Here is a 23991-nt window from a genome sequence, read left to right on the forward strand (position 1 = left end):
GGCACGTTACAGCGTGTTTGCCGCCATCAGCGCAAGCCGCGCAATCCCCCGCGCGGCAAGGTTATCAGCCGCCTGGGCTGCGCGCATGCCACTGGCACACACCAGTACCACACGCTGATTGACCGGCGGTTGCCAGGCCGCTATCTGCTGCGGCAGAATTCGCACCACCCGCTCGGCCACACTGACCGGTGCCTCTTCCAGGCTGCGCAACTCCACTATGCAATCATCCTCCATCAGCATGGCCCGATCGATAAAGGGCGTGCCGGGCGCGTCAGGTTCAGGTGCGTCATCAAAACGAAACTGCCTGATATGCCAGTCAACAAAGTCACAGTGGATCATGCAGCCGAGCGGCGATGGCGTTAGTTTTAACAATACGCTCAGCGCCATCTGTGCCTGCATTGCGCCCAGCGTCGCTACCGCCGGTCCCATTACGCCTGCCGTATTGCAGTTACCCGAGGCCGTGGGCAGCTGCGGGAACAGCGCGCGATAGCCAGGCGCACCGCCACAGAATCCGCCAACATAGCCTTTGCGTCCCAGCACCGAGGCGCAGATCAGCGGCAGGCCTGCCGGATAACAGACATCGGAGAGCTGATAAGTAATGGCGAAGTTATCCGCCGCATCCACCACCAGATCGATTCCCTCCAGCGCCTGCGGCAGTTGACTGGCGCTTAGCGCGTGTGGATGCGCCTCAACGCGACAGTCAGGATTGCGCTGCGCCAGCGCACGCTGAGCGCAAAATACTTTCTGCTGACCCACATCGTCGATGCCAAACAGCGTCTGCCGGTGGAGGTTGTGCAGTTCAACCCGATCGCCATCGTAAAGACGGATAAATCCCACACCCGCGCCTGCCAGTAACGGCAGCAGCGTTGCACTAAGCCCGCCCGCGCCCACCACCAGCACCTTTGCCCTTCTCAGCCGCTGCTGCCCCGCTTCACCAATCTCTGGCAACATCGTCTGTCGCTGATAACGCTCCATCGCTGCTCCTTAACTGAATTGTGCCAGACCAAAAATGGGCGTAGAGGCAGACGCCATGTCGCGCTGCTCCATCAATCCCGCCTGGAACGCCTCGTGTCCGCCGTGGATCGCAGCAGCAAAGGCACCGGCCATGCGCACCGGATCGCGCGCTTTTGCCACCGCCGTGTTGAGCAGCACGCCATCGAAACCCATCTCCATCGCCTGAGCCGCCTGGCCAGGCGCGCCAATGCCCGCATCAATAATCAGCGGCACATCTTTAAACCACGCACGCATAGCGCGCAGTCCCTCGATATTACGCAGCCCCTGGCCGGAGCCGATCGGCGCGCCCCAGGGCATCAGCACTTCACAGCCCGCTTCCAGCAATTTTTCGCCGACAATCAGATCTTCCGTGGTGTAGGGAAACACCTGGAAGCCGTCAGCGCACAGAATCCGCGCGGCTTCAACCAGCGCAAAAGGATCGGGCTGCAACGTGTCGGCATGGCCAATCACCTCCAGCTTGATCCACGGTGTGTCGAACAGTTCACGCGCCATCTGCGCCGTCGTCACCGCCTCTTTCACCGTGTGGCAACCCGCCGTATTCGGCAGAATACGTTTGTTGAGCTGTTGCAGCAGTGTGCGGAAAGCGCCGCCTTCACTGCCTTCCCGCCGCAGGCTGACGGTAATTATCTCCGCGCCTGACGCGTTGATCGCCTGATGCAGAATGTCCGGTGACGGATAACCGGCCGTGCCGAGCAGAAATCGGGATTGCGGAGTAAATTGATAGAACATGGTTAACCTCCCTGCATCGGTGACAGGATTTCGAGCTGGTTGCCCGCCTCAAGTTGCTGGCTGGCATAGCGGCTACGCGGTACAAACTCCCCGTTCAGCGCGGTGGCGACGGTCCGCGGATCGATCTGCTGCTCCGCCATAAGCTCCGCCAGCGTCGTTGCGCTGGTTTCAATCGTGCGTCCATTCAGTTCAACGCGCATGAGTCATCTCCTGAGTCAGTTGCAGCATAAGTTTTTCAGCCATGATCGGGGCCAGCAAAAAGCCGTGGCGGTAGAGGCCGTTAAGTGAGAAACGCCCATTTTCGTAGCGGACTTCCGGCAGGTTCTGCCGGTAAGAAGGACGCAGACCGGTGCCGCTCTCCACGATCCGCGCTTCGGCCAGTGCCGGATGCAGGCTGTAAGCGGCGCTGAGCAATTCCATCATCGCCCGGGCGCTGATCGGGCTGCTGTCGTGGCTTTCCACCATAGTGGCACCCAGCATGAAGTGGCCTCCGGCACGCGGCACCAGATAGCAGGGAAAGCGCGGGTGCAGCAGCCGGACAGGACGGGAGAGTTGTACGTCGGGTGTGTGCAGGATCACCATTTCGCCCCGCACGGCGCGCAGGGCTGGCTGCCGATCGGTGGCGTGGATGCCACGGCAGTCGATGATTTTGCCGCCGGGTTTACCGCTGTGAACGGGGACGCCAGCCTGTTGCAGTTTGTCGCGCAGTTGCTGCAAGGCGCGGCGCGGTTCGAGATGCGCCTCTGCGGCGAAAAACAGGCCGCGGGCAAAGCGGTTTTCCAGTGCGGGTTCAATGTCACCGGGAGAGACCCACTGATGCTGCTGCGTCATGCTGGCGAAGCGCGTCAGTTCGCGGCTGTCACGCGGCGGAGCAACCACCAGCGTACCCTGCTGTTCCACGCCATCAACGCGTTTCGCCCACCAGCTGGCCGCGTGCTGGCCCCATTCGATCACCTGTGGCGGTGCGCTTTCTGCTTCACACCAGGGCGCGAGCATGCCGCCCGCCCAGTGCGAGGCCGCACGGCAGTCAGGCTGAGTAATAACTTCGACCGTTTCTCTCCGTTCCAGCAGCAGCGTGGCGACACAAAGCCCGGCCACGCCGCTGCCGAGCACCGACCAGCGGCTCATGGTGTCCACCGGACAGGAAAAGAAAGATTCAGGATGAGATTTTTCAATTTGGCCTCGTTATCCGTTAACGAAGACCCGTGATACAGAGGGAAAAGGCAGGAACGTTGCGAATGCGCCCCTGCGGCAAGTATCTGATGAGATACCCGTCTTCCTACGCCAGTATCAACTGGGTCAGGTTCTAAGGGTCGCTAAGCCGCGCGGTGCGCTATTAGCCTCTCAGTCTCTCTGGCGAGACTCCCCTGACGGGTTTAGTTGTAAGTTAAGCAGACAGCTTCGTCAAGCAGACTGCATGGAACCGGGTCAGAAAATCGGACTTAACCGGCAGAACCGAAATGCCAGTCAGTTGCGGTTGCCAGCGTCACAAAGGGGCCCGCCAGCGTCTGGTTGTGATGCGCAATAATCTTCTCCGCAGAGAGGTGGGGATTATCGACTGTGGTGTGCGCATCGGAAATCAGTACGACGTTAAAACCCAGCTCCGGGGCTGCCCGACAGGTAGTATCAATACAGAACTCCGTTTTCATCCCCGCAATCACCAGTTGCTTAATGCCCTTTTGCCTCAGCTGAAGCTGCAGGCCAGTATCCCTGAAACAGCTGGGATATCTTTTGGTGAAGACGACATCACTCTGCGGGTTAACCTGCAATTCCGGGATCAGGCGCGTCAGCGGGCTTTGCTCGTTAAAAGGGGAATCATCCGGGCCGATATGGCGTGCGAAAAAGAGGGGGACGGCAGAAGCCCGGGCTTTAGTAATGAGAAGTGAGATGTTCGACAAGATCGAATTTGCGGCGAAGGGAGCCTCCGGACCATTAAAAAGGCCCTGCTGCATGTCGATAATTAAAAGTGCACTTTCAGATGTAACCATGACGTGTCTCCATTCAGTTTTAAGAACGGAGAACAGCTCCCCGTCCGGTTCGGCGGGGAGTGAGAATCAGTTGTGTCAGGTGCCTGTCACAGAGTCGCTCACGCCGCCGCCAGAGGCGGTGGTGGTGACGGTTGTGAAAGACAGAACTGACATAAACATTTTCTGACCCTGAGTTAATGCGTTCGGTGAAGTCACCCTCAGAAGGATGGGGCTGACATCTACATTACCCTGTACGCCGTCGCTTTTAAAGCGCCTGCAGCGATTGGGTTACCGCATCGGTTATTTCACGAATGCGCGGTTCGGCGCGGCGATAGTAAGTCCATTTTCCGACTTTGCTGGCTTCAACCAGCCCCGCATTGTGAAGTGCTTTCAGGCATAACGAGGTGGCGGGCTGTGATAAGCCCGCCTTGTCCTGTATGAGGCTGGCACAGACGCCATACTGATCGAAGGGATAGAGCTGGGTATAGCCCGCAAACGCTTCGTCAGGATTTTTAAGCCACTTCAGCACTGCCACTCTGGTCGGGTTGGACAGTAACTTCAGGGCATTTTCGGGGGACATGCCGCCTCACAGAATATCAGGATGGATAAAATGGATAGTCAGTATAGCCTTTCTCAGTGCCGCCATACAGGGAGGCGTGATCGACCTCATTCAGCGGATATCCTGATTTAATCCGCGCGGGCAGATCGGGATTAGCGATAAATGAGCGACCAAAACCAAACAGATCGCCCCAGCCTTTTTCCAGCACATGCTGCGCTTTTTCAGCCGTGTAGCGACCCGAATAGATGATCGGAGAGCGAAATGTTTCCCGCAGCGCGACACGGAAGCTCTCTGGCATCTCCGGACTGTTGTCCCAGTCGGCTTCAGCAATGGAGAGATAGCCAACTTCCAGCTCGTTCAGCAGGGCTGCTGCGCGGATGTAGGTCGCGTGTGGATCACTTTCAACCAGGCCGAGATAGACGCGCTCTTCGTCGGTACTGGTAAACAGAGGCGCAAATCTGACGCCAGCGCGGTGGCTGCCAAATACCGAGCTGACCGCCTCAACGACTTCTCGCAGGAAGCGCAGACGATTCTCAGCAGAGCCGCCATATTCATCCGTACGGAAGTTGGTGTGCTCAGAAATAAACTGGTTAATCAGATATCCGTTGGCGGAATGCAGTTCCACGCCGTCGAAACCGGCCGCTTTGGCATTCTCCGCCGCGCGTCGGTAAAGCTCTACAATCTCTTTAACTTCCGATGTAGTCAGTGCGCGTGGCTCGCTGGGTGCGGTCAATATGCCGGCGCCAGGTCCGGTTTCAATAAATACCCGGACGTTATCGGCTGCAATGGCTGAAGGGGCAACGGGTGCCTGCTTGCCCGGCTGCAGTTCATTATGCGACACGCGGCCAACATGCCAGAGCTGGCAGAAAATCGTGGCCCCTTGCTGATGTACTGCCTCTGTAACCTTTTTCCAGCCGGCGATCTGCGCTTCGCTGTGGATCCCCGGCGTCCATGCATAGCCCTGCCCGCGAGGCTCAATCTGGGTGCCTTCGGTGATCATCAGTCCCGCGCTGGAACGCTGGCGGTAATACTCCACCATCATCTCGCCGGGAATGTTGCCCGGTTGTTCACTGCGGCAGCGCGTCAGTGGCGGCAGTACAATGCGGTTACGAAGCTGAAGGTCGCCCAGACTCAAGGGGGTAAAAAGTGACGGCATGACAAAAAATCCTCTGATGTGTGAAGAGGCGACATTATATTTACACATTTAAATTTGTAAATGTGTAATCTGTGCTTTTTGTCCGGAGCGGTATCTGCGGTTTCTGGCAGAGGGTCACTTTCTGGGTGGAGTGCTGACAGCGCGTGGGATTAACAGTCTCTCAGCGCAGCGCCTGACTGCGTAACGTCAGGAGGAGATCCTGCAGATGCCCCTTTCAGGCAAATTGCTTCGCCGGGACGGAGGTGCTGCCTGCAGGATCATAAGAATATTAAGAAGCGTATTTTTCAGTGAAAGCCTGCCACTGCTGACGATAAACCTCAAGTTGACTGAGTGCGTCATCAATGGAGGGCTGTGCTTTGTTGTCAGGATTCGGCGTGGCACGAATCAAATCGGCAAAGGTGCTGAAGACAGAGTCCATATCACGGCCCGACTTCATGGCTTCCATCATCCCGGCCAGCTCCACCTGTGGCCGTGCGGTTGCGCTCTTAACCTGGCTGAGATAGTCACGTGCGCTCTCCTGCATGTCGCGTGTTCCATGACGTATGGCTAACGCCAGCGTATCCTGTGCTCCCAGCAACGTCTGACGTTCACGAATGGCGACTCTGACGCTTATCATCTCATCAGCAATCTCATTCGCCTGCTTCTGGTTATCGCCGGAGACATATTTTTCAATCAGTTTATGGAGCTTAGACTGCGTCAGGGTCAGCGCCATGGCTTCCGAGGTATCCGAATTATCGTACTGATTACGGCCCACCTGGCCTTCAGCCAGCACCTCATGGAGTGCAGCGGCAAACTCATCCATAGCGGTCTGCGTATTAGCAGCTGTCATACTCAGAAGTGGAGTAAAAGTTCTGGCGTCCCAGCTGGTGTAGGGATCGTTGAATAATGCATATCCAAGGTTAACGGACGGTCCCTGACCGGATGACTTTGTCTTTGCCAGTTCCTCTGAATTTTTAGCCTGCTGCTCTGCCGTAATGGGCTCAGCGATAGCCTGCACCAGGCGCGCTCTTGCCTCGGGTGAGATCACCACCACACTGGCAGGTAATTCTTTTCCGGTAATAGTTTCTTTAGTCGTGTTCTCAGATCTGTTTGTTACGGTGAGCGTGGCTAAATATCCTCTTGCCACCTCTGTTGTCACGCCATTGATTAACCCCATAATGCCCTCTACGGTTTGATTGGTTGAACAATTTATCGGCAAAATGTAACCAATCTTTACCGAAATCTTATTGCTGTCTGGGTTAAGACGGCTCAGGGCAAGTCTGGCTATCATCGCCGCTGCGGCCTGACTTTGATCCAGAAAAGGTTCAGAATCCCCAGGCTGACCAGCCAACGGGTCCCGGCAGCGTTTCAGACTTTACGGAATGCACAGGAAAGTTTCAGAGCAGTACGCATTTATCCATTTTCAGACAGGGTTAATTCAGAGGAAACGTTGTGAATAGTGCACTTCCATTAGACGCGCTTGGGCCGCGCATTTGTATTATAGGTCCATCGAACAGCGGAAAATCGACCTTAGCTAAGGCCATTGCTCGCAAAACAGATCTACCCGCGGTTCATCTGGACCAGCTTCACCATATTCCGGACAGCCAATGGATGCCCAGAGCACCGGCAGAATTTCTCCGTTTGCATGCTGAAGCGGTGAGTCAGGAAGGATGGGTGATGGAGGGTAATTACACCAAATGCATTGAAGAACGATTCGCTCGTGCCACAGGCTTAATTCTGCTGGATGTAAAAGTGACAGTGGCACTGCTGCGGTACATTCGCAGATGTTACTCATCCACTCCGCGTATTGGCGGTCTGGGGATGGGCAGAGAGCATATGAACCTGGAGATGCTGAAATATATTATCCGTACTGCCCCGCAGAATCGAAAGCGCCATAAAAAGCTTTACGACCAGGTCAGACTGCCAAAACTTCTGCTTCCTTCTCCCCGCGATGTTAAAGCCTGTTCTGACTACTGGGGATTACAGCTAACGAATAATGATCGATGAATGCAGGCTGCCGGAATAACGTCTGTTTTCCGTTAATGGGGTCGCTCTGACTCAGTAACCCTTTTTGAATAACAAAGAAGCACCACTGCCATCAATCAATAAGCTTTAAGCTCGTCAGAAGAGAGTCCAGCGAATCTACCGGCCCGGCATGATTTGTCTCGGAACGAATTGTGTCCCAGGGCATGGCGTCATCAGTACAATAATCACCTGTGCACTGCATATCAGCAGGCTCACTGAGTAAACCAACCGGAAGCCAGATATAAGGCCTGCCACGCAACCGGTTAGGCACTGTGGAGCCACAGCTGGCGCAAAAATCGTTGCGATAACCTGTGGGTTTGCGCCATGACGCGATCTGGCTCTCACCAGAAATCCAGCTAAAGTCACTCTCTTTTACGATCGTTGCCAGGTTATAGCCGGTTCCGCTCTGTTTTCTGCACAAAGAACAGTGACAACGGTAATAGCGCGTGGGGGTTACTGATATTTCGAAAACAATGGTTTCACACAGACATGCGCCTTTCATTTCATCATCCTGTTCACTCAGATTCCTGGTTTGTCTGACTACTTGCCTGATCATAGTGGTGTTTAAGTAAGGGGCTGCTGAAGCGCTACCGCAACCCTGTCATTTTAATGCCGCTCCGGCTCATTGCATGATCTTTTGCAGTTTTGAGCCAGAAGCGGATAACCCCTCGTACACCTTCATCAGTACTAACTGCGGCTGAATACCAGTTTCAGCCCTGCCAGCGCAAAGCAGCAGGCTAATAGCGCATCGAGTCCGCGACGAATGCGACGGTAAAATGCGCCCATCACGGCGGTTGAGAACAGCAGAGCATAGCCGCCGAACACAACCACGCAAATCACCGCACAGCCGCAGATGATTATCGGCAGCGTGGCGGTGACCACATCCGGCTTCAGTGCAAACGACATAATGGCCACCCAGGTAAGAATCGCTTTGGGGTTGCCGATATGCATAAGTATCCCCTGACGGAACAGTCTGCCATACGCGACACGCTCATCGCTGGCTTTAAAATCGCTGGCCTCAGTGCGGCGTAACGCAGATTTGCCGGCTTTAAACGCCAGCCATAACAGATATAACCCTCCGCCAATTTTTAACACGATCAGCAACTGTGCGAAGGTGGCCAGCACGGTCAGCACACCGCAGGCGGCCAGCAGCGCCCAGAGCATCGAACCACTCACGACACCCGCAGCCAGCGCCAGTGCGGCCCCCCTGCCCTTTTTCATTGCCGTTCCCATTATCGCCATATTACTTGGCCCGGGACTGGCTGTAGCGACAAAGTAGGTGGTGAAGATCAGGATTAATTCGTGCGAAAGCGCCATGATGTCCTCTGCGATGGGTTGTTATTTATCTGTTATATCGGCTGACGTGCAAATTTGCTATCTCCTGGTTCGCTGCGGCTTCGTTTCTCGCTTTAAACGATCTGCGCAATCAAACGTTTTCCAGACATAGCTTTCTTCTGCGGGGATCGGCATCCTGCCGGAAGTATCATCAAAGGATTCGCTATCAGGGACAACTCAGGGTCGTTTACGGTCATCCAGACGCAGCTGCAAAAATGTCAAATCCAGCCAGCGTCCAAACTTAGTTCCAACCTCCGTCATTCTGCCAGACTCAATAAATCCCAGTTTTTTATGCAGGGCTATGGATGCTGCATTTTCCGATTCAATCGCCGCCACCATAACGTGCTTCCCGGCTTCGCGAGCAAGCTGGATAAGCCCCTGCATCAGGGAGGCAGCCGCGCCTTTACCTCGTGCATCTTTATGAACATAAACCGAATGCTCAACCGTATGACGATATCCGTCCCAGGGACGCCAGTCACCATAAGAGGCATATCCCAGCACGGTATCATCATTGTCGTCTGCCGCCACAATCACAGGAAAACCGGCCTGCTGGCGGCTGTTTATCCACGCGATGCGGTTAGCCACATCAATACGATTTTCATTCCAGATGGCGGTGGTGTTAAGCACCGCATCGTTATAAATCTCTGCGATGATTTCAGCATCGCTCTCTACAGCCGCACGGATAATCATGGTGGACACCCCTTTGCTCACTCACTAAAGTAGATGAATTGTTCACTATGATAGTTATCCATTATGTTAGATAAAAAGTCCAGCAAAGAAGACAGCCTGAACATCCGCATCGGTCAGAAGGTAAAAGAGGAAAGGGAAAAACGCGGCTGGTCACTTACCGAGCTGGCTGATAACTCAGGCGTTTCACGGGCGATGATCCATAAGATTGAGCGTGGGGAGAGCAGCCCGACGGCGGTTCTGTTAGCGCGCCTCTCAGGCTCGTTTGATATGACTATCTCACAGCTGCTTGCTCAGACCGAAGTGCAAACCGGGACGCTGGTCAGGCATGAAAATCAGCCGGTGTGGCAGGATCCGGAAACCGGCTATCTGCGTCGCCACGTTTCACCGGGCGAGATGCCGGTCGATCTGGTCAGTGTCGAACTGCCGGCAAATACCGCTGTGCCGATGCCGGCAATCTCCTATGTTTCAAGACGCCAGCTGATATGGGTAATTGAAGGGACACTGACTTTTGAAGCAGGTTCCAGCACCTATGAGATGGCTGCTGGCGATTGTCTGGAACTGGGCGATCCGGCTGACTGCGTGTTCAGAAATAAAACGACTCAGGGCTGTCGATATGCCGTTATCGTACTCCGGCCTGCCTGAGCAGGCAGACGGCATAAATCCCTGAGTAAATCGACCATTGTCAGAGGGATGATTGTTACTCAGTCCGGCTGTTGATCGCCTTTCAGGAATCAAATCGCCAGCCGGACTGAATCTGCTCAGGGAAAGATTATTTCCCCAGAATCTCTCTGCGGACAATCTCAGCGCCCGCACTTAACGCATGCAGTTTGCCATTGGCAACCTGACGCGGCAGTGGAATCATGCCGCAGTTGGTTGAAGGATAGAGATTTTCAGCATCCACAAACTGCAGCGCTTTGCGCAGCGTATTCGCCACTTCTTCAGGTGTCTCAATGGTATGAGTTGCCACGTCGATGGCACCGACCATGACTTTTTTACCGCGAATCAGCTCGATCAGATCCATTGGAACCCGCGAGTTCTGACACTCCAGTGAGACAATATCGATAGCCGAACGCTGTAATTTTGGGAAGACCTCTTCGTACTGACGCCACTCTGTACCCAGAGTTTTCTTCCAGTCGGTATTCGCTTTAATGCCGTAGCCGTAGCAGATATGAACCGCAGTTTCACACTTCAGACCTTCGATGGCCCGCTCTAACGCGGCGATGCCCCAGTCGTTCACCTCATCGAAAAAGACGTTAAACGCAGGTTCATCAAACTGAATAATATCCACGCCAGCGGCTTCTAATTCTTTGGCTTCCTGATTCAGAATCTTTGCGAATTCCCAGGCCAGCTTTTCGCGACTTTTATAGTGATTGTCATAAAGGGTATCGATCATCGTCATCGGACCCGGCAACGCCCACTTAATAGGACGGTCGGTCAGCTTACGCAGGATTTTCGCATCTTCAACAAACACGGGCTTCTGACGTGAGACTTCACCCACCACGGTCGGGACGCTCGCATCATAGCGATTACGGATTCGAACCACTTCACGCTTTTCAAAATCCACACCGCTGAGGTGTTCAATAAACGTCGTCACGAAGTGCTGACGGGTCTGCTCGCCATCACTGACGATATCAATACCGGCCCGAACCTGATCGTCCAGACACAGACGCAACGCATCTCTTTTGCCGTCGACTAACTCTTCATCCTGCAGTTTCCAGGGTGACCAGAGCACCTCTGGCTGCGCAATCCAGGAGGGTTTAGGCAAGCTGCCAGCAGTAGATGTCGGTAATAAGGTTTTCATAGCAGGTGACCTTCTATATTTAATTAATCAAAGAACAAATTCAGCAGACCATTGCGCGAGAAGTGTCTGATTCGGCTTAATGAAATGCGCCTCAGTAAACTTACCCTGTTCGACGGCCAGGCGGCTGCGTTCTTCGCGATCGTAAACAATCCGGGTTAACGAATAATCCTGATGCTGCAGCGTGGGTTGATAGCACTGTCCCGCCGCAGAATTGGCGTTGTAAATTTCAGGGCGATAGATCTTCTGGAAGGTTTCCATGGTGCTGATAGTGCTGATCAGCTCAAGATTGGTGTAATCGCTGAGCAGGTCACCGTGGAAATAGAAAGCCAGCGGCGCAACACTGCCCTGTGGCATGAAGAAACGCACTTTCAGACCCATTTTTCCGAAATAGAAGTCAGTCAGGGAAGGTTCATCCTGCTGATATTCAATGCCCAATACCGGATGCTGATTACCGGTGCGCACGTAGGTGTTTTTGCTCGATACACTCAGGCAGATAACCGGCGATTTACTGAAGTTCTCTTTATAGACCGCTGAGTTCACGAAACTTTTGAAAATGTTGCCATGCAGCTGACCAAAATCATCCGGCAGGCTGAATTCAGTCTGACCTTTGTTATGTTCTGACAGAACAACGCTGAAATCATAATCACGCACATAGGAAGAGAAGTTATTGCCGACAATCCCCTCGGTGCGCTGACCGGTTTTATGATCCACGATATGCGTTTTTAAAATCTCAATCGCCGGGAACGATTCGTCGCTGCTTCCGGGACGAAGATTCAGCTCAGCAGAAATAATCTCAAGTTCAACTGAGTAGCGGTCGCCCTTTGGATTGTCCCAGTGCGCCAGAGAGTTGAAACGATTGTCGATCATCACCAGGGCGTTGTGCAGGTTTTCCTGACGTTTTTCGCCGCGCGCTAAATTAGCGAAGTTAGTCGTCGCCCGCGTATTTTTCGAAGGATTATAGTTTTCGTCGAAACGAATGCGCTTGAGGGTAAAGGCTAAGTTGTTCATCGCTATCGGGTATCCTGGTCGCTGATATGCGTTGTTGCTTTTAAGGGTTATCCAGCGTGGCTATCCCTTTACAACTATTCATATGACTCAAAGTTATTAACAATTCTTACTTTATGCCTCAACACCCGGTTGAAAAAAAGTGATTAAATTTCAACGAACATGAAGGAAATTCATGTTGAGGTGCTAAAGCGGGGAAATTTTCATGAGGCTGCGAGCCTTTTAACACCTGATGTAAAATCCGGGTGTAAAAAGCCTCGCACAAAGAGGGCTTAACAAGAGATGTCAGAGGTAGAATGATCTTTCGCCTCAACTTAAGGCGCGGAGGCTTTCATGATCCCATCATCAGGCACGCCAGCGTGCTGTTAGTCATTAGCGGAAATCAATCGGTTCCCACTCGCAGAGCGTTAAAACGCAGCACGGATGCGGCAACTGATACATCCCGGTCACGGCCAGGCAACACGACTAAATTTTATAAACGTTATCACACATCACTTTATGTGCGCCTGATTTTACCGAAAGCCTGCAGGCCGCCTCTTTCATCAGTTTTCCCATCTCACTGTCGCGCATCGACTGCGTCAGGCGTGAAGCAGGACCGGTTAATGCCAGTGCCGCGAGCAGTTTGTTACCTTCACCAAACACCGGTACGGAGAATGCCGCAATATGTGGATCGCGAATACCTGACGTGAACAGCGGGAGTTCAGGTTCAGAGTCAAACAGAGGTTCATTCAGCCCCCAGTAACGAAGCACCTGCCCGATGGCCGAATTATCCAGCGGCAGATAAGTGCCGGGCAGACGTGTTTCACGCAGTCCTTCAGAGGGCTCCGCTCTGAAAAGACAGAGTCGTTGACCGTTTTCAATCACATACCATGTGGCGCTTTCGCCTGTCGCAGTCGCCAGTGCGTGAAGTTCAGGCTGAACGATACTGGCCAGATGAAAGGATTGTTCATAGAGCTTGCCCAGATAAAGCAGTCTTGGCCCCAGGGTATAAACGCCATTGTCGCGACGAATGACATAGTTCATGCGCTCAAGTGAGTTCATCAGACGATAAACTGTCGTTTTATGGTACCCCGAGAGCTGCGCCAGCGCGGTCAGCGTCAGTGATTCCTCACCAGGCCTGAAACAATCCAGTAGCGCCAGCGCTTTTTCTACGGCAATTACGCCTTCATTCCCCATCGGTACGTCCTCCTGTTTGCGACGGCAGGCAGTTTACCGCGCAATTTGTGATTCACATCGTATTTACATCACAAATGAATGCTTAACACTGGTGCGAACTCAATTAACATCGATATAGTAGTTTTATATTGTACAACTTAGTTGTGCCTGGTAAAATAAAGAGGATTAATCTATGCCCCATGCAGAGAACACCTTCATCAATCGCGACATTATCCGTATCGCACCAGAGCGCGTAAAACAGGCTGCTCAGTTTCAGGCGGCGATCCTTGCTGATGTTGCCGGACGACGCGGAACGCTGCACGGTCGCGTAAAACCTGTGTCCCCCACAATGAAAGTCGCCGGACCGGCTATCACTGTCGAGGTGAGACCGGGCGACAACCTGGCGATCCACGCCGCGCTGGCGATTGCCCAGCCGGGCGATGTCATTGTGGTCGATGGCAAAGGCGATATCAGCTGTGCATTAATCGGTGAGATAATGTCCACCCAGGCAGAAGCCTCCGGCATCGCCGGAATTATTATTGATGGTGCGGTGCGTGACGCCGATGCATTGAGCGCGAACGGCTTTCCGGTTTTCTCTGCGGGCCTGAATCCCTGCGGCCCGACCAAGTCCATTGCGGGACGGGTCAACTACCCTGTTTCTGTGGCGGGCGCAGCCATTCAGCCAGGCGATCTCGTCATCGGGGATATTGATGGCGTGGTGGTTCTGCCGCGTGAAGACGTTCCTGCGTTGCTCGAACTGGCACAGAAAAAACTCGATTTCGAGACCAGCCGTATTGCAGCCATTCGTGATGGCGACCTTCGCGCGCCGTGGTTAGAAAAAGCCCTGCAAACCGCTGGCATGCTGGACGATGGGGAGACGCTCTGATGACAACCTCTTCTCCCGTGATCCTGGTGACGGGTAATGACCTGGCACCGCAGGCAGTAAACCTGCTTAGTGACTTCAGCATTGTTTATGCCGGCAAACAGCCCAGCGAAGATAGCCTGTTCCAGCTCTGCCAGCAGCATAATCCTGTGGCGATTATCGTCCGATACGGAAAAATCAACGCCCGCATTATGGATGCCGCGCCTGACCTGCGGGTTATTTCCAAACACGGCAGCGGCATTGACGTTATCGACCAAAAGGCGGCGGCTGAACGTCATATCAGTGTTCAGTCAGCCCCGGGGGCCAACGCAGCGGCCGTGGCCGAGCATACCTGGGCGTTAATTTTAGCCTGTGCAAAATCGGTGATACCGCTTGATCAGCGCATGCGCCAGGGACACTGGGACAAATCGACCCATAAGTCGGTGGAGCTGGAGGGCAGAACGCTGGGTCTGGTAGGGCTTGGTGCCATAGGCGGTCGTGTTGCCCGCATTGGCCGTGCTTTTGGCATGAAGGTTCTCGCTTATGATCCTTTTGCCAGAACCTTTCCTGATGAGTGTGAATCCTCCTCACTTGACGACCTGCTGCAACAGGCAGATGTCATTTCGCTGCACTGCCCGTTAACCGAACAGACGCGACAGATGATTAACGCTGAGAAACTGGCTCTGTTTAAAAAAGGCGCCATCCTGGTGAACACGGCGCGCGGTGGTCTCATTGATGAAGAAGCGCTGTTAGCCGCGCTGGATAATGGCACTGTCGCCTGGGCCGCACTGGACAGTTTTGCCACTGAACCCCTGACTGCGCCGCATATCTGGCAGAGTGTTGGAAATGTGATTCTGTCGCCACACATCGGCGGCGTCAGTGATAACTCCTACGTGAAGATGGGCACCGTCGCGGCCAGTAACATATTAAACGTACTGGCAGAACCATTGAAAAACGAAAGTCCGGTAGCCTGAACCGCCCTCTCCAGCCGATCAGACAAATAACAGCGCTTTCTGGTCGGCTGGTTAATAGGTAAATCTGCTGCATTAGAGCGTAATGCTTAGCTGTCAGGGTTTCCGATACGAATCTTATTCTGTTCTATGCCGTCCTGGCTTACTTGCCTTCGCCCACATTAATGGGTTTATTACCCTTCAATCGTTAACGACTCTTCCCGCGTATTGAATGAGGTGGCTGCCTGTAGCGGTTTCTTTGACGTGTTAATTGAAGGGCATGTGTTATGAAGGATATGTCCGCTATGAGCAAGGAGCGGATGACTAGTTTGCAGCAAGACGGGAGCAGGATTTATTGGGGTTATATCCACTGTTTTTTTGGATTATAACGCGATATCCGATGAGTTCAGCAAATGTCCTTCCGTTGATGTTTAAGTATAATGATAATGTTTATCAACAAAAGGATATTGTTATGTATGGGTTTATGATGATTCTGGCTGTTCTTGTACTCAATGCATGTACTACTTATTCACCTGTTAAAGTTGAACAACCCAAGCCCCTTCGACAAGATCGGCCCGTTTACCCATACTATGCGGCTAAGAACCGGATAGAAGGTATGGTTAAGTTTAACTTTGACGTTGATGCAGAAGGCAGGGTAAGTCAGATGAGAATTATCGAGTCTACGCCAGACCACTTGTTCGATGATGCTGTAATAACAGCCGTATCAAAATGGCGTTTCGAAAAGGGCAAACCTGCCAGGAATCTTCCCATGACTGTAAAATTAAAAGTGCAAAAATAGATTTAATTTTAAGGCTGCATAAATGAAAATTAATGACTGTAATTCAGGAGGTTATTATGGCTGAATGTTCTTCTTCTAAATATTAACATAAATTATTATCCGATGTCCGCTTCTGGCACAAAGCAGATATCTGCATCAGATAAAGTCCGATATGTGCGAAAAGCGAAAACACAAGATACGGATTTATCCAGATCAAATCCTGATAGTATCGCGAACCGTATCAAACGTTTTTCCCGGGCAGATGTAGTATTTTCTAATCACGGCTCTGTACTCCTGAGCCGGAATGACGTCGCCAGAGCACTACGGAAATCGCCGTAATGAACAGTGTCATGAAAGCTGAAATAAGCAGCGTACCGCCTACGCCGTCCCGTTCCAGCAGCATGGCATAAGCAGAAGGGGCAAGTGCCGCGAGAAAAAATCCTGGTGATAACAGCATGCCTGTTTTGCGGGCGTAATGTTGCGGATCAAACAGCACGAGAGGAAGTAAGGCCTTCACGACCGTGCACAGTCCGTTCACGGCTCCATAACCCAGGACGAAGAGGGCTGTAGCCACAGGCGTAACGTACCCCGCAAGGCCGGTCATAAAACAGAGTGGCAGCAGGATACCGGTAATAAGGTTCAGGCGTAGTGCGGAGATTCGTGCGCCGGAGGCCACGTCCAGCAGGCGGGCACTCACCTGTCCCACGCCCCAAAGCATGCCGGCCAGGGCAGGCATGCTATAAGCGGCCAGTATCTGGGGGAAATGCGTAGACACGCCGGTGGAGACAAAGCTGAGCAGCGCTATCAGGGCGGCATACCACAGGCCGCTGATAAATCCCTTTCGTTCCTCTGCGGTCCCTGCCGCCGGAAGCTCAGATCGACCAGCAGCGGGAGGTTTTACCCGACGGCCTGCCGGAACGGCGGTCAGAAAAAGCAGGCCCACCAGACCCGCACACCCGTAAACGAGTAAGGCATGCCGCCAGTCGGTAATGTGCAGCAGGGCCGCGCCAGCAGTCCAGAACACAGCTGACGCGAGGCCGCCCAGCAGTGTAACCAGAGAGACTGCTCTTCGGGCCCCGGCACCTGCGGTTTCCACAAGCAGGGCAAACGCAGCGTCATACAAGGCAAGGCGCATGCCGACACCCGTCAGGACCCAAACCGCAATCCATGCCACCGTGGAATGGGTAATCGCCATCAGAAAACACCCAATGGTTATGGCGAAGGTTCCCGCCATCATCATCATGCGTCCTCCGGTCCGGGCCATGACGGAACCGGTCAGCGGTGAAACCAGCCCCATAACCAGCATGGCAACGGTCAGACCAGAGAATGTCACCACGGGAGACCAGCCCGTCTCCGCCATGATGGCGGCTCCGAAAACGCCCGGCATGTAGAACGTAATACCCCAGTTAATAAGTTGTGTCATACCGATACAGAAAATGCTGCGGCCTGTCAGATGTCCGGCTGTCAAACTATGCTCTCCGCAAGCGTGGAGTCGCCCTGTCCAAGCGTGCGCTGCAGAATGACCGTATCGAGCCAGCGCCCGTGCTTGAATCCTACCGAACTGAGTGTGCCAGTGATGCTGAAGCCTGCGGCGCGGTGCAGGGCAAGGGAGGCAGTATTTTCGCTATTACCTACCACGGCCACGAGCTGGCGAAAGCCACGGGCTTCTGCCCAGGCTATCGCAAGGGATAACAGCATTTTGCCGTAGCCCCGCCCCTGACAAGTGGCGTCAATATAGACTGAGTCTTCCAGGGTAAACCGGTAGGCGCGCCGTTCCCTGTAAAATGACAGGTAGCAGTATCCCCGGACTTGCCCATCATCAACCGCCACAAACCAGGGCAGTCCTGCTGAACGCACCTTTTGCAGGCGGGCTGCCATTTCAGGTACATCTGGCGGTTCGGTTTCAAAAGTGGCGGTGCCATGTAATACGTGATAAGCATAAATCTGCTGGATAGCAGTAATATGTCTTTCATCTGCTTCAGTTATTTCCATCGGTATTGCTCTTTATCCGGTCAGAAACAAAGATTAACCCGGGTAAATAATTTCAGACAGGCCGCGGGACTTATCAGCGGTATAAGGAAAACTTTGGCATGCCAAACCTGAACCTTGATCACCTTGCTACTTTCAGGATGGTCATCAGCCGGGGAAGTTTCTCCGGAGCGGCAGAAGCACTCGGACTATCACAGCCTGCTGTCAGCCTGCAGATAAGACAGCTGGAGCAGGCACTCCATGTCCGGCTTATTGAGAGAACCAGCCGGGGGATAAGGCCCACTCCTGCCGGGCTGACTTTTTCTGAGCACTGTATGAAAATTAATTCAGTGGTAAATACGGCCATTGAATCGGTGTCTCTGCATTCAGACGACATAACCGGCACCGTTACTCTTGGCACTGGTGCAACAGCCTGTATTCATCTTCTGCCTCCCTTACTGCAACAGCTGCGACAGGCACATCCCCTGCTGAAAGTGGACGTACGCACGGGCAATACTTCCGATATTGTTCGGAGCGTAGGAGAGAATCGTATAGACATTGGACTTGTAACGCTTCCAGTAACCGGCAAATGCCTGAGCGTAAGCCCACTGGGTACTGATGAGTTTGTTGTTATCATGGAAAAGGATGCATCAGAGCAGAGTGCGAACCCGCTGTCTCCCGACGCCCTTTTGTCACTGCCGCTGATTATCTTTGAACCCGGAAGCGGGACACGCGCCCTAATCGACGAATGGTTCCGGTATGCCGGGCATACTGCCAGCCCTGTGATGGAACTTGGCAGTATTGAAGCAATCAAAAGAATGGTACGTTCCGGTCTGGGCTACAGCATCGTTCCCCTTATGTCCGTTGCTGGTATGGAAGAAAGTCAGGGTCTCAGCCTTTACTCTGTGACGCCCTCGCTTCACCGGACTCTGGGGACAGTAATGCGGGAGGATCGGATTGTCAGCAGGGGCATAAGTGAAGTGCTGAAAAGACTAAACGCCAGTTTTGCAAAAGATGAAAGCAGTTAAATATCACTCAATATATTTATCTGACAGATCCGGTCTCCTCAGCTCCGAAAAATATCCTTGCTGCTTAAGCCTCTGATGTCCGCTTCTGGCACAAAGCGGACGCTAACACCGCCTTCTTTGTCTGCTATGAGCGAGAAGTAGACGCTCCATCACTCATATCAGCCGAACTGACAGGCAATACATGACCTGCCCCCAGTATTAGATACAACCGTCAGTTAGGAATGTCGGTTTGTTTACCTTCACATTTTCCATTTCGCCACCGTGCTGCAAACTCTGATGGCGTCTGATAATTCAGCGCGGAGTGCGGGCGGCACTCATTATAATCCTGCCGCCATTCACTGATGGTTTTCCTGGCATGACTGACGTCACTGAACCCGTGTTCATTCAGGCATTCATCGCGAAAGCGTCCATTAATACTCTCAATAAATCCATTCTGCGCTGGCCTGCCCGGCTGGATTAAGCGCAACTCAACACCATGCTCAAAGGTTCATTGGGAGACGAAGAATACAGTGAGTTCAGACGAGCCATCTACGATCCGGATACGGTACATGGGATGATAGAGGTATATCGCGCCGGTCTGGGTATAGACAATAAACACGAACTTCATAATCGTCAGATCGGACGGATGATTGCATGCCCGACTCTCTGTTTATGGTCAAAATACGACGATCTGGAGACGGTATATGGCGACATTGTGGGGATCTGGAAAAACTGGACACCCGATGTTACGGGTGAAGCCATCGCCAGCGTTCACCATATGGCAGAAGAGGCACCATACGAATTAACAGCCGAACTCCGTCATTTTCTTTTACAGCACGTCCCACCCTGAAATAACCTCTAGCTGCGTCTGAGACATGTAATAGACCGATCGCTGGTTCTGACCGCGAGAGTGCATGACTTAACCCTCAAGGGATTATTCAACAATCAGGCTCACCGACTAAAGCGGCGAGCCTGATTATTATTAACGTATCACTTTGACATCTTCCAGCGTGACCAGGCTTTCAGGTTTACCACTTATTTGCGTCGCGACCGGGACAAAAATATTGAGGTCCTGCATCCAGGCAAATTTATCACTGCTACCTGGTTGCCCTTCGTCAGTTTCATCACACTTAACCAGCAGATATTTCCCACTAAACTCAGGTGAAATTTCATGCGCCTCCCCCTGATCGGTTACGTCGCAACGTAACGCTGAAGCAGTGACTTTCTTATCGGCATCAATGCTTTCCCATTTCGCCTGATAGCGTTGTCCGGTCACTAACGGGAAACGCAGGTCCGTCTGCAACGTGTTGAGCCTCGAAGCACCATTACTGATGGACATAGTGAACTTCAGCTGTAGCTGATTAGCCAGCGTTAAACGTTGCACCGTCCAGATACCATAGTCTTCCAGCTTGAGTATATAACCATCTGCTTGTGCATCCAGCTGTACTTTAACCTTACCCAGCGCGCTGACCGTGGTATAGCGAACCTGCTTAAAGCGCGGAAGCGCCCAGGGTTTAATCAGTGACTGTGCCTGATGCTCAATTGCCGCTGAAAGAGGAAATTTACTCAGCCATTGCGGATTATTATTGTTCAGATCGGGCATTGATGGCCCCATCAGCGTTGATGCGGGCTTATTAGTCGCAGGGACAAAGTGTCCTTCGGCTCTGAAGATTTTTCCTGCGGGTAACTGGCAGAGTTGCTCAAAGCGCTGTGTCATTTGTCCGTCAATTTTAAAGCTACTCTTGCGGCGAATGATATCAGCAGTGATGAGCGAATCGGTAACGCGGCCTTCACTGTCGAAGTTCATCGCAGCAACAGCATCACCCTGATGGGTTTTACAGTTATACAGATAATGCTCAATCTTTAATTCAAGCGGGGCGTCATAAGGCGGTTCCCAGATGATATCTGCAAAGTCATATCCCATGCGCACCGATAAAATATTACCAATATGCTCAATGCTATTCACATCGATAAGATTAGTAGTACCGTACTCAGACGTGGCTGATAATTTTTCCCAGCGTGCATCTTTTATGGGTAACTGACAAACCTTGCGAATATCCTCTGCCGTCATTTGACTGTCATCCTGTGCCGGCGCATAGCGGAGGTAACTGTTGCCGTAAAAGCGAGCTTTAGTAAGCCCGCTCTCATTCAATAAATCCTTGTACAGAAGCTGTGCCGTGCCGTGCTTACAATCAACGGATCGCCATTGCTGAGCTGTTTTTCCATTATTGAAGTTTAATGACACCATGTAATTCACACGATCGTGGATTTTGGTGACCGAAAAGGGGTTAGTTTTGCCGCCGTTCAATACAGGATTATCCGCAGCCTGAACCAGAGAAAAGGGCAGCAGCGTCAGAAAAAAAAGTGGGCGGATTAAAGGGCGTACGCAGTACATACATGTTCCTTCATATAGTGTAAGAAATGGAGTTATCGACATCAGGAAAGGGATCGTTAGTGTTACGCGCCAGAAAAAACATAGCATGAGGTTGGTGCTGCCGCTTTTGCATAAAATTGACAGCTGCTTGTCGTGCTGCATGCGACGAGAAAAAGAACTTCATTCCGGCAAACAAACGGAGTGCGTCATCAACGACATTGCATTGTTCCGCCCGGTTTATCATTCAGTCAGAACAGATAATTACCTGTCCGCCCGGCTAAGCGAAACCCTACAACTTTACCTTTGTTCTGAATATACCAATGGGCGTTCGCTACTGGCACAAAGCGGACTTACACGTTGGCCCATGTCCGCTAAGAGCGAAAAGCAGACATTACCCCAGACAATAAAAGCTGTCGGCTAAAGCATTCGCCATACAATTTGAAAAAGTAATTGATACGAGTGAAATAGCACAATACGATCTCGTATGAGGTGCGTTATTACGTACTGAGCAGGTAGACCGTAAGTCATCACGATGGGTGCAAAAGTGAGGTAAAGTGAGTGCAGCCAGGGGGGTAACAGGGGCAGTTCTGGTGAAAACGAATGTTAGTCGTGCTCCGTTCACTTAGACTAGCACAGCCGCTCCCGGCCAGTAAAAAGGCTATAATTAAATCTTAAAAATCATGCAGGCTAATCATGAATAACAAGCAACTTAACGAAACAAGCAAGTTCCTGAGTTATATCTTGCGCCATGAGCCTCACACTATCGGATTGCAACTCGACGCAGAAGGCTGGGCAGACATTAACTCTTTGATTACCGGCGCAGCGAAAGAAGGCCGCATACTTGACTTGGCACTGCTTCAGACAATAGTGAATAGCAGTGATAAGAAACGGTTTACCCTCTCCGACGATGGCCAGCGTATACGTGCCGCCCAGGGACACTCAGCACCAGACGTAAATCTCCAGCATAGAGAAAAAGAACCGCCAGAACTCCTCTACCATGGCACTGCAACACGCTTCATTGAATCTATTTTTCAGCAAGGATTGATTGCAGGCTCACGCCACCATGTGCATCTATCGCAGCAAACCCGGACGGCTATTGCTGTCGGACAGCGCTACGGTAAACCAGTAGTGCTGGAGATTGAATCCCTGCGAATGTACCAGCATGGATTTAAATTTTTCCAGGCTGAAAACGGGGTTTGGTTAACCGAAGCAGTTCCCGTTAATTTTATTTCATTGAAAAGTTAATCACCCGGTAGTTCATTAGATACCTTCTCCGTTAGCAATTATTGTTCAGCAATAGAGATTATGTCGGCTGTTGGCACAAAGCAGACATTGAGTGGGGCAAATTCCGCTATGAGCGAAGAGCGGATATATTTATAGATAAGAACAGCCTGGATTTTCTGGAGCAATCATATCCATTTCAGCTACGCGTGGGAACGATGTTATCCAGACCTGCATTACGCCATATACGGAGTAAGCTATGCCGGGAATGAGGATATCCTTCCTGCAGGTACTGAAGAGATTTTAATCGCGTTACGTCGAAATGACGGAAGTCGTTACGTTCTTCACACCATGCAGCAAGCACAATAGCGCCGGAGAAGTAACCCAGCGCGAAAGGCCATATCGTTCTTTCACTCATATTACCGAGTCTGTCTGTATAACCTGCACGGATTTTACGTCTCCACCTGATGGCGCTTCGAACAACGCCCAGGTTTTCAAAGTAGTGATGAGCTTCCTGTCTCCTTCCCACCAATAATGTCGAGTCATCAAACAGTGTCTGTAACTGTGGCGGAAGACCGTGGCGGACTTTCCCCGTTACCTCTGAAGCCGCTTTAGCAATTCCCTTATCACCATATGTGGCTACCCAGCGTAAACCGAGCGCCAGTGCATCGAGCTTTTCGGGGGTAAACATCACCGGCGGTAAATGATGGCTCCGGGAAAGGATATATCCTGTGCCAGCCTCACCCTGGATGTCGGCACCCTGAGCGCGTAGTGCGCCAATATCACGGTAAAGTGTACGAAGACTGATTGAAAGTTCTTCAGCCAGACTGTGGCCGCTTATCGGATAGCGATGCTGATAAAAAATCTGCAGAAGATTGAGAAGGCGTTCTGCTCGTTTCGGTCCTGATGCTGACATGTTCTGTCAATGCTCCCTGCAATAGTGAAGTCTCATTCTTTTTGGCGTGAGAGACTCATGATACCTAACCTGATCATTCTTTATGTTGATAATCCGATTGTCAGCAGTGGTTTTTACCAGAAGCTATTCAATACAGAACCAGACGTGATGCTTCCGACGTGGGTGGTTTTTTCCTTTAATAACGGCCTGAACCTTGGACTATGGTCAACGACAGCGAGTGACTTTGTATCCTGCGGTGTAGGTAGCCGAACTGAATTGAGTTTTATGGTGAAAGATATTCAGGAGGTTGATGTGCTTTATCAGCAATGGTCAGAGAGCGGTGTGCAGATAGAACAGGAGCCCAAACATGCTGTTTTTGGCAAGACGTTCGTTGCGCTTGATCCTGACGGGCACCGTATCCGGGTATGTATCCCGGACGAATAAGTTAAAACGCTTACCTCCCATTTTTGAACCTGACGCATTCGCTTCTGGCACAGGGCTGCTGTTGCAGCCCTCACAGT

27 protein-coding genes, 1 pseudogene and 1 riboswitch are annotated in these 23991 nt (G+C 52.2%); of the genes and pseudogenes, 9 read left to right on the forward strand and 19 right to left on the reverse strand.

Annotated elements, in window-relative coordinates:
• Positions 1-6: 6 nt before the first annotated feature.
• The 8 genes from OK412_RS04830 to OK412_RS04865 all read right to left on the reverse strand — a co-directional run bounded on the left by OK412_RS04830 (position 7) and on the right by OK412_RS04865 (position 6581).
• Positions 7-975, reverse strand: coding sequence for a HesA/MoeB/ThiF family protein (locus OK412_RS04830; protein WP_061902250.1), 969 nt, complete (start codon positions 973-975; stop codon positions 7-9).
• A 9-nt stretch (positions 976-984) separates the two neighbouring features.
• On the reverse strand, positions 985-1743 hold the full coding sequence (locus tag OK412_RS04835) for a thiazole synthase (RefSeq protein WP_010247482.1): 759 nt from the start codon (positions 1741-1743) through the stop codon (positions 985-987).
• A 2-nt stretch (positions 1744-1745) separates the two neighbouring features.
• Positions 1746-1943: a sulfur carrier protein ThiS gene (thiS, locus tag OK412_RS04840; RefSeq protein ID WP_033760164.1), complete on the reverse strand. Its 198-nt coding sequence runs from the start codon at positions 1941-1943 to the stop codon at positions 1746-1748.
• A complete protein-coding gene (locus OK412_RS04845) occupies positions 1933-2871 on the reverse strand; it encodes an FAD-dependent oxidoreductase (protein ID WP_264352776.1) in 939 nt (312 codons plus the stop codon). Before OK412_RS04845 ends, thiS begins: the two co-directional genes overlap by 11 nt.
• Positions 2872-3002: 131 nt before the next feature.
• Positions 3003-3122, reverse strand: a riboswitch (TPP riboswitch).
• Positions 3123-3185: 63 nt separating this feature from the next.
• Positions 3186-3731, reverse strand: coding sequence for a cysteine hydrolase family protein (locus OK412_RS04850; RefSeq protein ID WP_031593395.1), 546 nt, complete (start codon positions 3729-3731; stop codon positions 3186-3188).
• A 244-nt stretch (positions 3732-3975) separates the two neighbouring features.
• Positions 3976-4290: an ArsR/SmtB family transcription factor gene (locus OK412_RS04855; protein WP_010247494.1), complete on the reverse strand. Its 315-nt coding sequence runs from the start codon at positions 4288-4290 to the stop codon at positions 3976-3978.
• A 16-nt stretch (positions 4291-4306) separates the two neighbouring features.
• Positions 4307-5425, reverse strand: coding sequence for an alkene reductase (locus OK412_RS04860; protein ID WP_264352777.1), 1119 nt, complete (start codon positions 5423-5425; stop codon positions 4307-4309).
• Positions 5426-5693: 268 nt separating this feature from the next.
• Complete coding sequence (locus OK412_RS04865; RefSeq protein ID WP_264352778.1) at positions 5694-6581, reverse strand: hypothetical protein; 888 nt, start codon at positions 6579-6581, stop codon at positions 5694-5696.
• Between the two features lie 275 nt (positions 6582-6856).
• Between OK412_RS04865 and OK412_RS04870 the strand changes: the two genes are divergently transcribed.
• Positions 6857-7411 (forward strand): AAA family ATPase, encoded by a 555-nt coding sequence (locus OK412_RS04870; RefSeq protein ID WP_264352779.1) that lies wholly within the window; start codon positions 6857-6859, stop codon positions 7409-7411.
• A 91-nt stretch (positions 7412-7502) separates the two neighbouring features.
• Here the strand turns inward: OK412_RS04870 and OK412_RS04875 are convergent, their stop codons facing one another.
• The 3 genes from OK412_RS04875 to OK412_RS04885 all read right to left on the reverse strand — a co-directional run bounded on the left by OK412_RS04875 (position 7503) and on the right by OK412_RS04885 (position 9454).
• On the reverse strand, positions 7503-7931 hold the full coding sequence (locus OK412_RS04875; RefSeq protein WP_264352780.1) for a GFA family protein: 429 nt from the start codon (positions 7929-7931) through the stop codon (positions 7503-7505).
• 185 nt (positions 7932-8116) lie between these two features.
• Positions 8117-8746: a LysE family translocator gene (locus OK412_RS04880; RefSeq protein WP_264352781.1), complete on the reverse strand. Its 630-nt coding sequence runs from the start codon at positions 8744-8746 to the stop codon at positions 8117-8119.
• A 195-nt stretch (positions 8747-8941) separates the two neighbouring features.
• Positions 8942-9454 (reverse strand): GNAT family N-acetyltransferase, encoded by a 513-nt coding sequence (locus tag OK412_RS04885; protein WP_264352782.1) that lies wholly within the window; start codon positions 9452-9454, stop codon positions 8942-8944.
• A gap of 63 nt (positions 9455-9517) precedes the next feature.
• On the opposite strand from OK412_RS04885, the gene OK412_RS04890 reads away from it, so the two are divergent.
• A complete protein-coding gene (locus OK412_RS04890) occupies positions 9518-10096 on the forward strand; it encodes a helix-turn-helix domain-containing protein (RefSeq protein WP_033780126.1) in 579 nt (192 codons plus the stop codon).
• A 127-nt stretch (positions 10097-10223) separates the two neighbouring features.
• Here OK412_RS04890 and OK412_RS04895 read toward each other — a convergent pair whose 3' ends face one another.
• The 3 genes from OK412_RS04895 to OK412_RS04905 form a co-directional block, all read right to left on the reverse strand.
• The gene (locus OK412_RS04895) at positions 10224-11255 is read right to left on the reverse strand and encodes a methionine synthase (RefSeq protein WP_010670701.1); all 1032 of its coding nucleotides are present in this window, start codon (positions 11253-11255) and stop codon (positions 10224-10226) included.
• Between the two features lie 27 nt (positions 11256-11282).
• Complete coding sequence (locus OK412_RS04900; protein ID WP_264352783.1) at positions 11283-12263, reverse strand: DUF1852 domain-containing protein; 981 nt, start codon at positions 12261-12263, stop codon at positions 11283-11285.
• A gap of 462 nt (positions 12264-12725) precedes the next feature.
• On the reverse strand, positions 12726-13436 hold the full coding sequence (locus OK412_RS04905; protein ID WP_250328252.1) for an IclR family transcriptional regulator: 711 nt from the start codon (positions 13434-13436) through the stop codon (positions 12726-12728).
• A gap of 172 nt (positions 13437-13608) precedes the next feature.
• Between OK412_RS04905 and OK412_RS04910 the strand changes: the two genes are divergently transcribed.
• From OK412_RS04910 to OK412_RS04920, 3 genes are all read left to right on the forward strand, one after another.
• On the forward strand, positions 13609-14301 hold the full coding sequence (locus OK412_RS04910; protein ID WP_010247523.1) for an RraA family protein: 693 nt from the start codon (positions 13609-13611) through the stop codon (positions 14299-14301).
• Complete coding sequence (locus tag OK412_RS04915) at positions 14301-15251, forward strand: hydroxyacid dehydrogenase (RefSeq protein ID WP_264352784.1); 951 nt, start codon at positions 14301-14303, stop codon at positions 15249-15251. The genes OK412_RS04910 and OK412_RS04915 overlap by 1 nt, the downstream gene beginning before the upstream one ends.
• 376 nt (positions 15252-15627) lie before the next feature.
• The gene (locus tag OK412_RS04920; RefSeq protein ID WP_223565865.1) at positions 15628-16026 is read left to right on the forward strand and encodes a TonB family protein; all 399 of its coding nucleotides are present in this window, start codon (positions 15628-15630) and stop codon (positions 16024-16026) included.
• Positions 16027-16279: 253 nt separating this feature from the next.
• Here OK412_RS04920 and OK412_RS04925 read toward each other — a convergent pair whose 3' ends face one another.
• Positions 16280-17473 carry an MFS transporter gene (locus tag OK412_RS04925; protein ID WP_264352785.1) on the reverse strand — a complete coding sequence of 398 codons (1194 nt, stop codon included), beginning with the start codon at positions 17471-17473 and terminating at the stop codon, positions 16280-16282.
• Entirely contained in the window at positions 17470-17997 is a 528-nt protein-coding gene (locus OK412_RS04930) for a GNAT family N-acetyltransferase (RefSeq protein WP_223565863.1), read from the reverse strand. Before OK412_RS04930 ends, OK412_RS04925 begins: the two co-directional genes overlap by 4 nt.
• A gap of 98 nt (positions 17998-18095) precedes the next feature.
• Between OK412_RS04930 and OK412_RS04935 the strand changes: the two genes are divergently transcribed.
• Entirely contained in the window at positions 18096-19001 is a 906-nt protein-coding gene (locus OK412_RS04935) for a LysR family transcriptional regulator (protein WP_264352786.1), read from the forward strand.
• A gap of 211 nt (positions 19002-19212) precedes the next feature.
• Here the strand turns inward: OK412_RS04935 and OK412_RS04940 are convergent.
• Positions 19213-19485, reverse strand: a pseudogene (locus OK412_RS04940) (integrase core domain-containing protein); the annotation flags it as partial.
• Between OK412_RS04940 and OK412_RS04945 the strand changes: the two are divergent.
• Positions 19477-19830, forward strand: a complete 354-nt coding sequence (locus OK412_RS04945) for an alpha/beta fold hydrolase (RefSeq protein WP_264352787.1) — start codon at positions 19477-19479, stop codon at positions 19828-19830. The pseudogene OK412_RS04940 and the gene OK412_RS04945 overlap by 9 nt on opposite strands.
• Before the next feature lie 132 nt (positions 19831-19962).
• On the opposite strand, the gene OK412_RS04950 is transcribed toward OK412_RS04945, so the two are convergent.
• The gene (locus OK412_RS04950; RefSeq protein ID WP_264352788.1) at positions 19963-21375 is read right to left on the reverse strand and encodes a hypothetical protein; all 1413 of its coding nucleotides are present in this window, start codon (positions 21373-21375) and stop codon (positions 19963-19965) included.
• Between the two features lie 672 nt (positions 21376-22047).
• Between OK412_RS04950 and OK412_RS04955 the strand changes: the two genes are divergently transcribed.
• Positions 22048-22599 (forward strand): RNA 2'-phosphotransferase, encoded by a 552-nt coding sequence (locus OK412_RS04955; RefSeq protein ID WP_264352789.1) that lies wholly within the window; start codon positions 22048-22050, stop codon positions 22597-22599.
• Positions 22600-22774: 175 nt separating this feature from the next.
• Here the strand turns inward: OK412_RS04955 and OK412_RS04960 are convergent, their stop codons facing one another.
• A complete protein-coding gene (locus tag OK412_RS04960) occupies positions 22775-23491 on the reverse strand; it encodes a helix-turn-helix transcriptional regulator (protein WP_264352790.1) in 717 nt (238 codons plus the stop codon).
• Positions 23492-23548: 57 nt separating this feature from the next.
• Between OK412_RS04960 and OK412_RS04965 the strand changes: the two genes are divergently transcribed.
• The gene (locus OK412_RS04965) at positions 23549-23914 is read left to right on the forward strand and encodes a VOC family protein (protein WP_264352791.1); all 366 of its coding nucleotides are present in this window, start codon (positions 23549-23551) and stop codon (positions 23912-23914) included.
• Positions 23915-23991: the final 77 nt, after the last annotated feature.

The organism is Pantoea sp. JV6 (assembly GCF_025910055.1).
Taxonomy (GTDB): domain Bacteria; phylum Pseudomonadota; class Gammaproteobacteria; order Enterobacterales; family Enterobacteriaceae; genus Pantoea; species Pantoea agglomerans.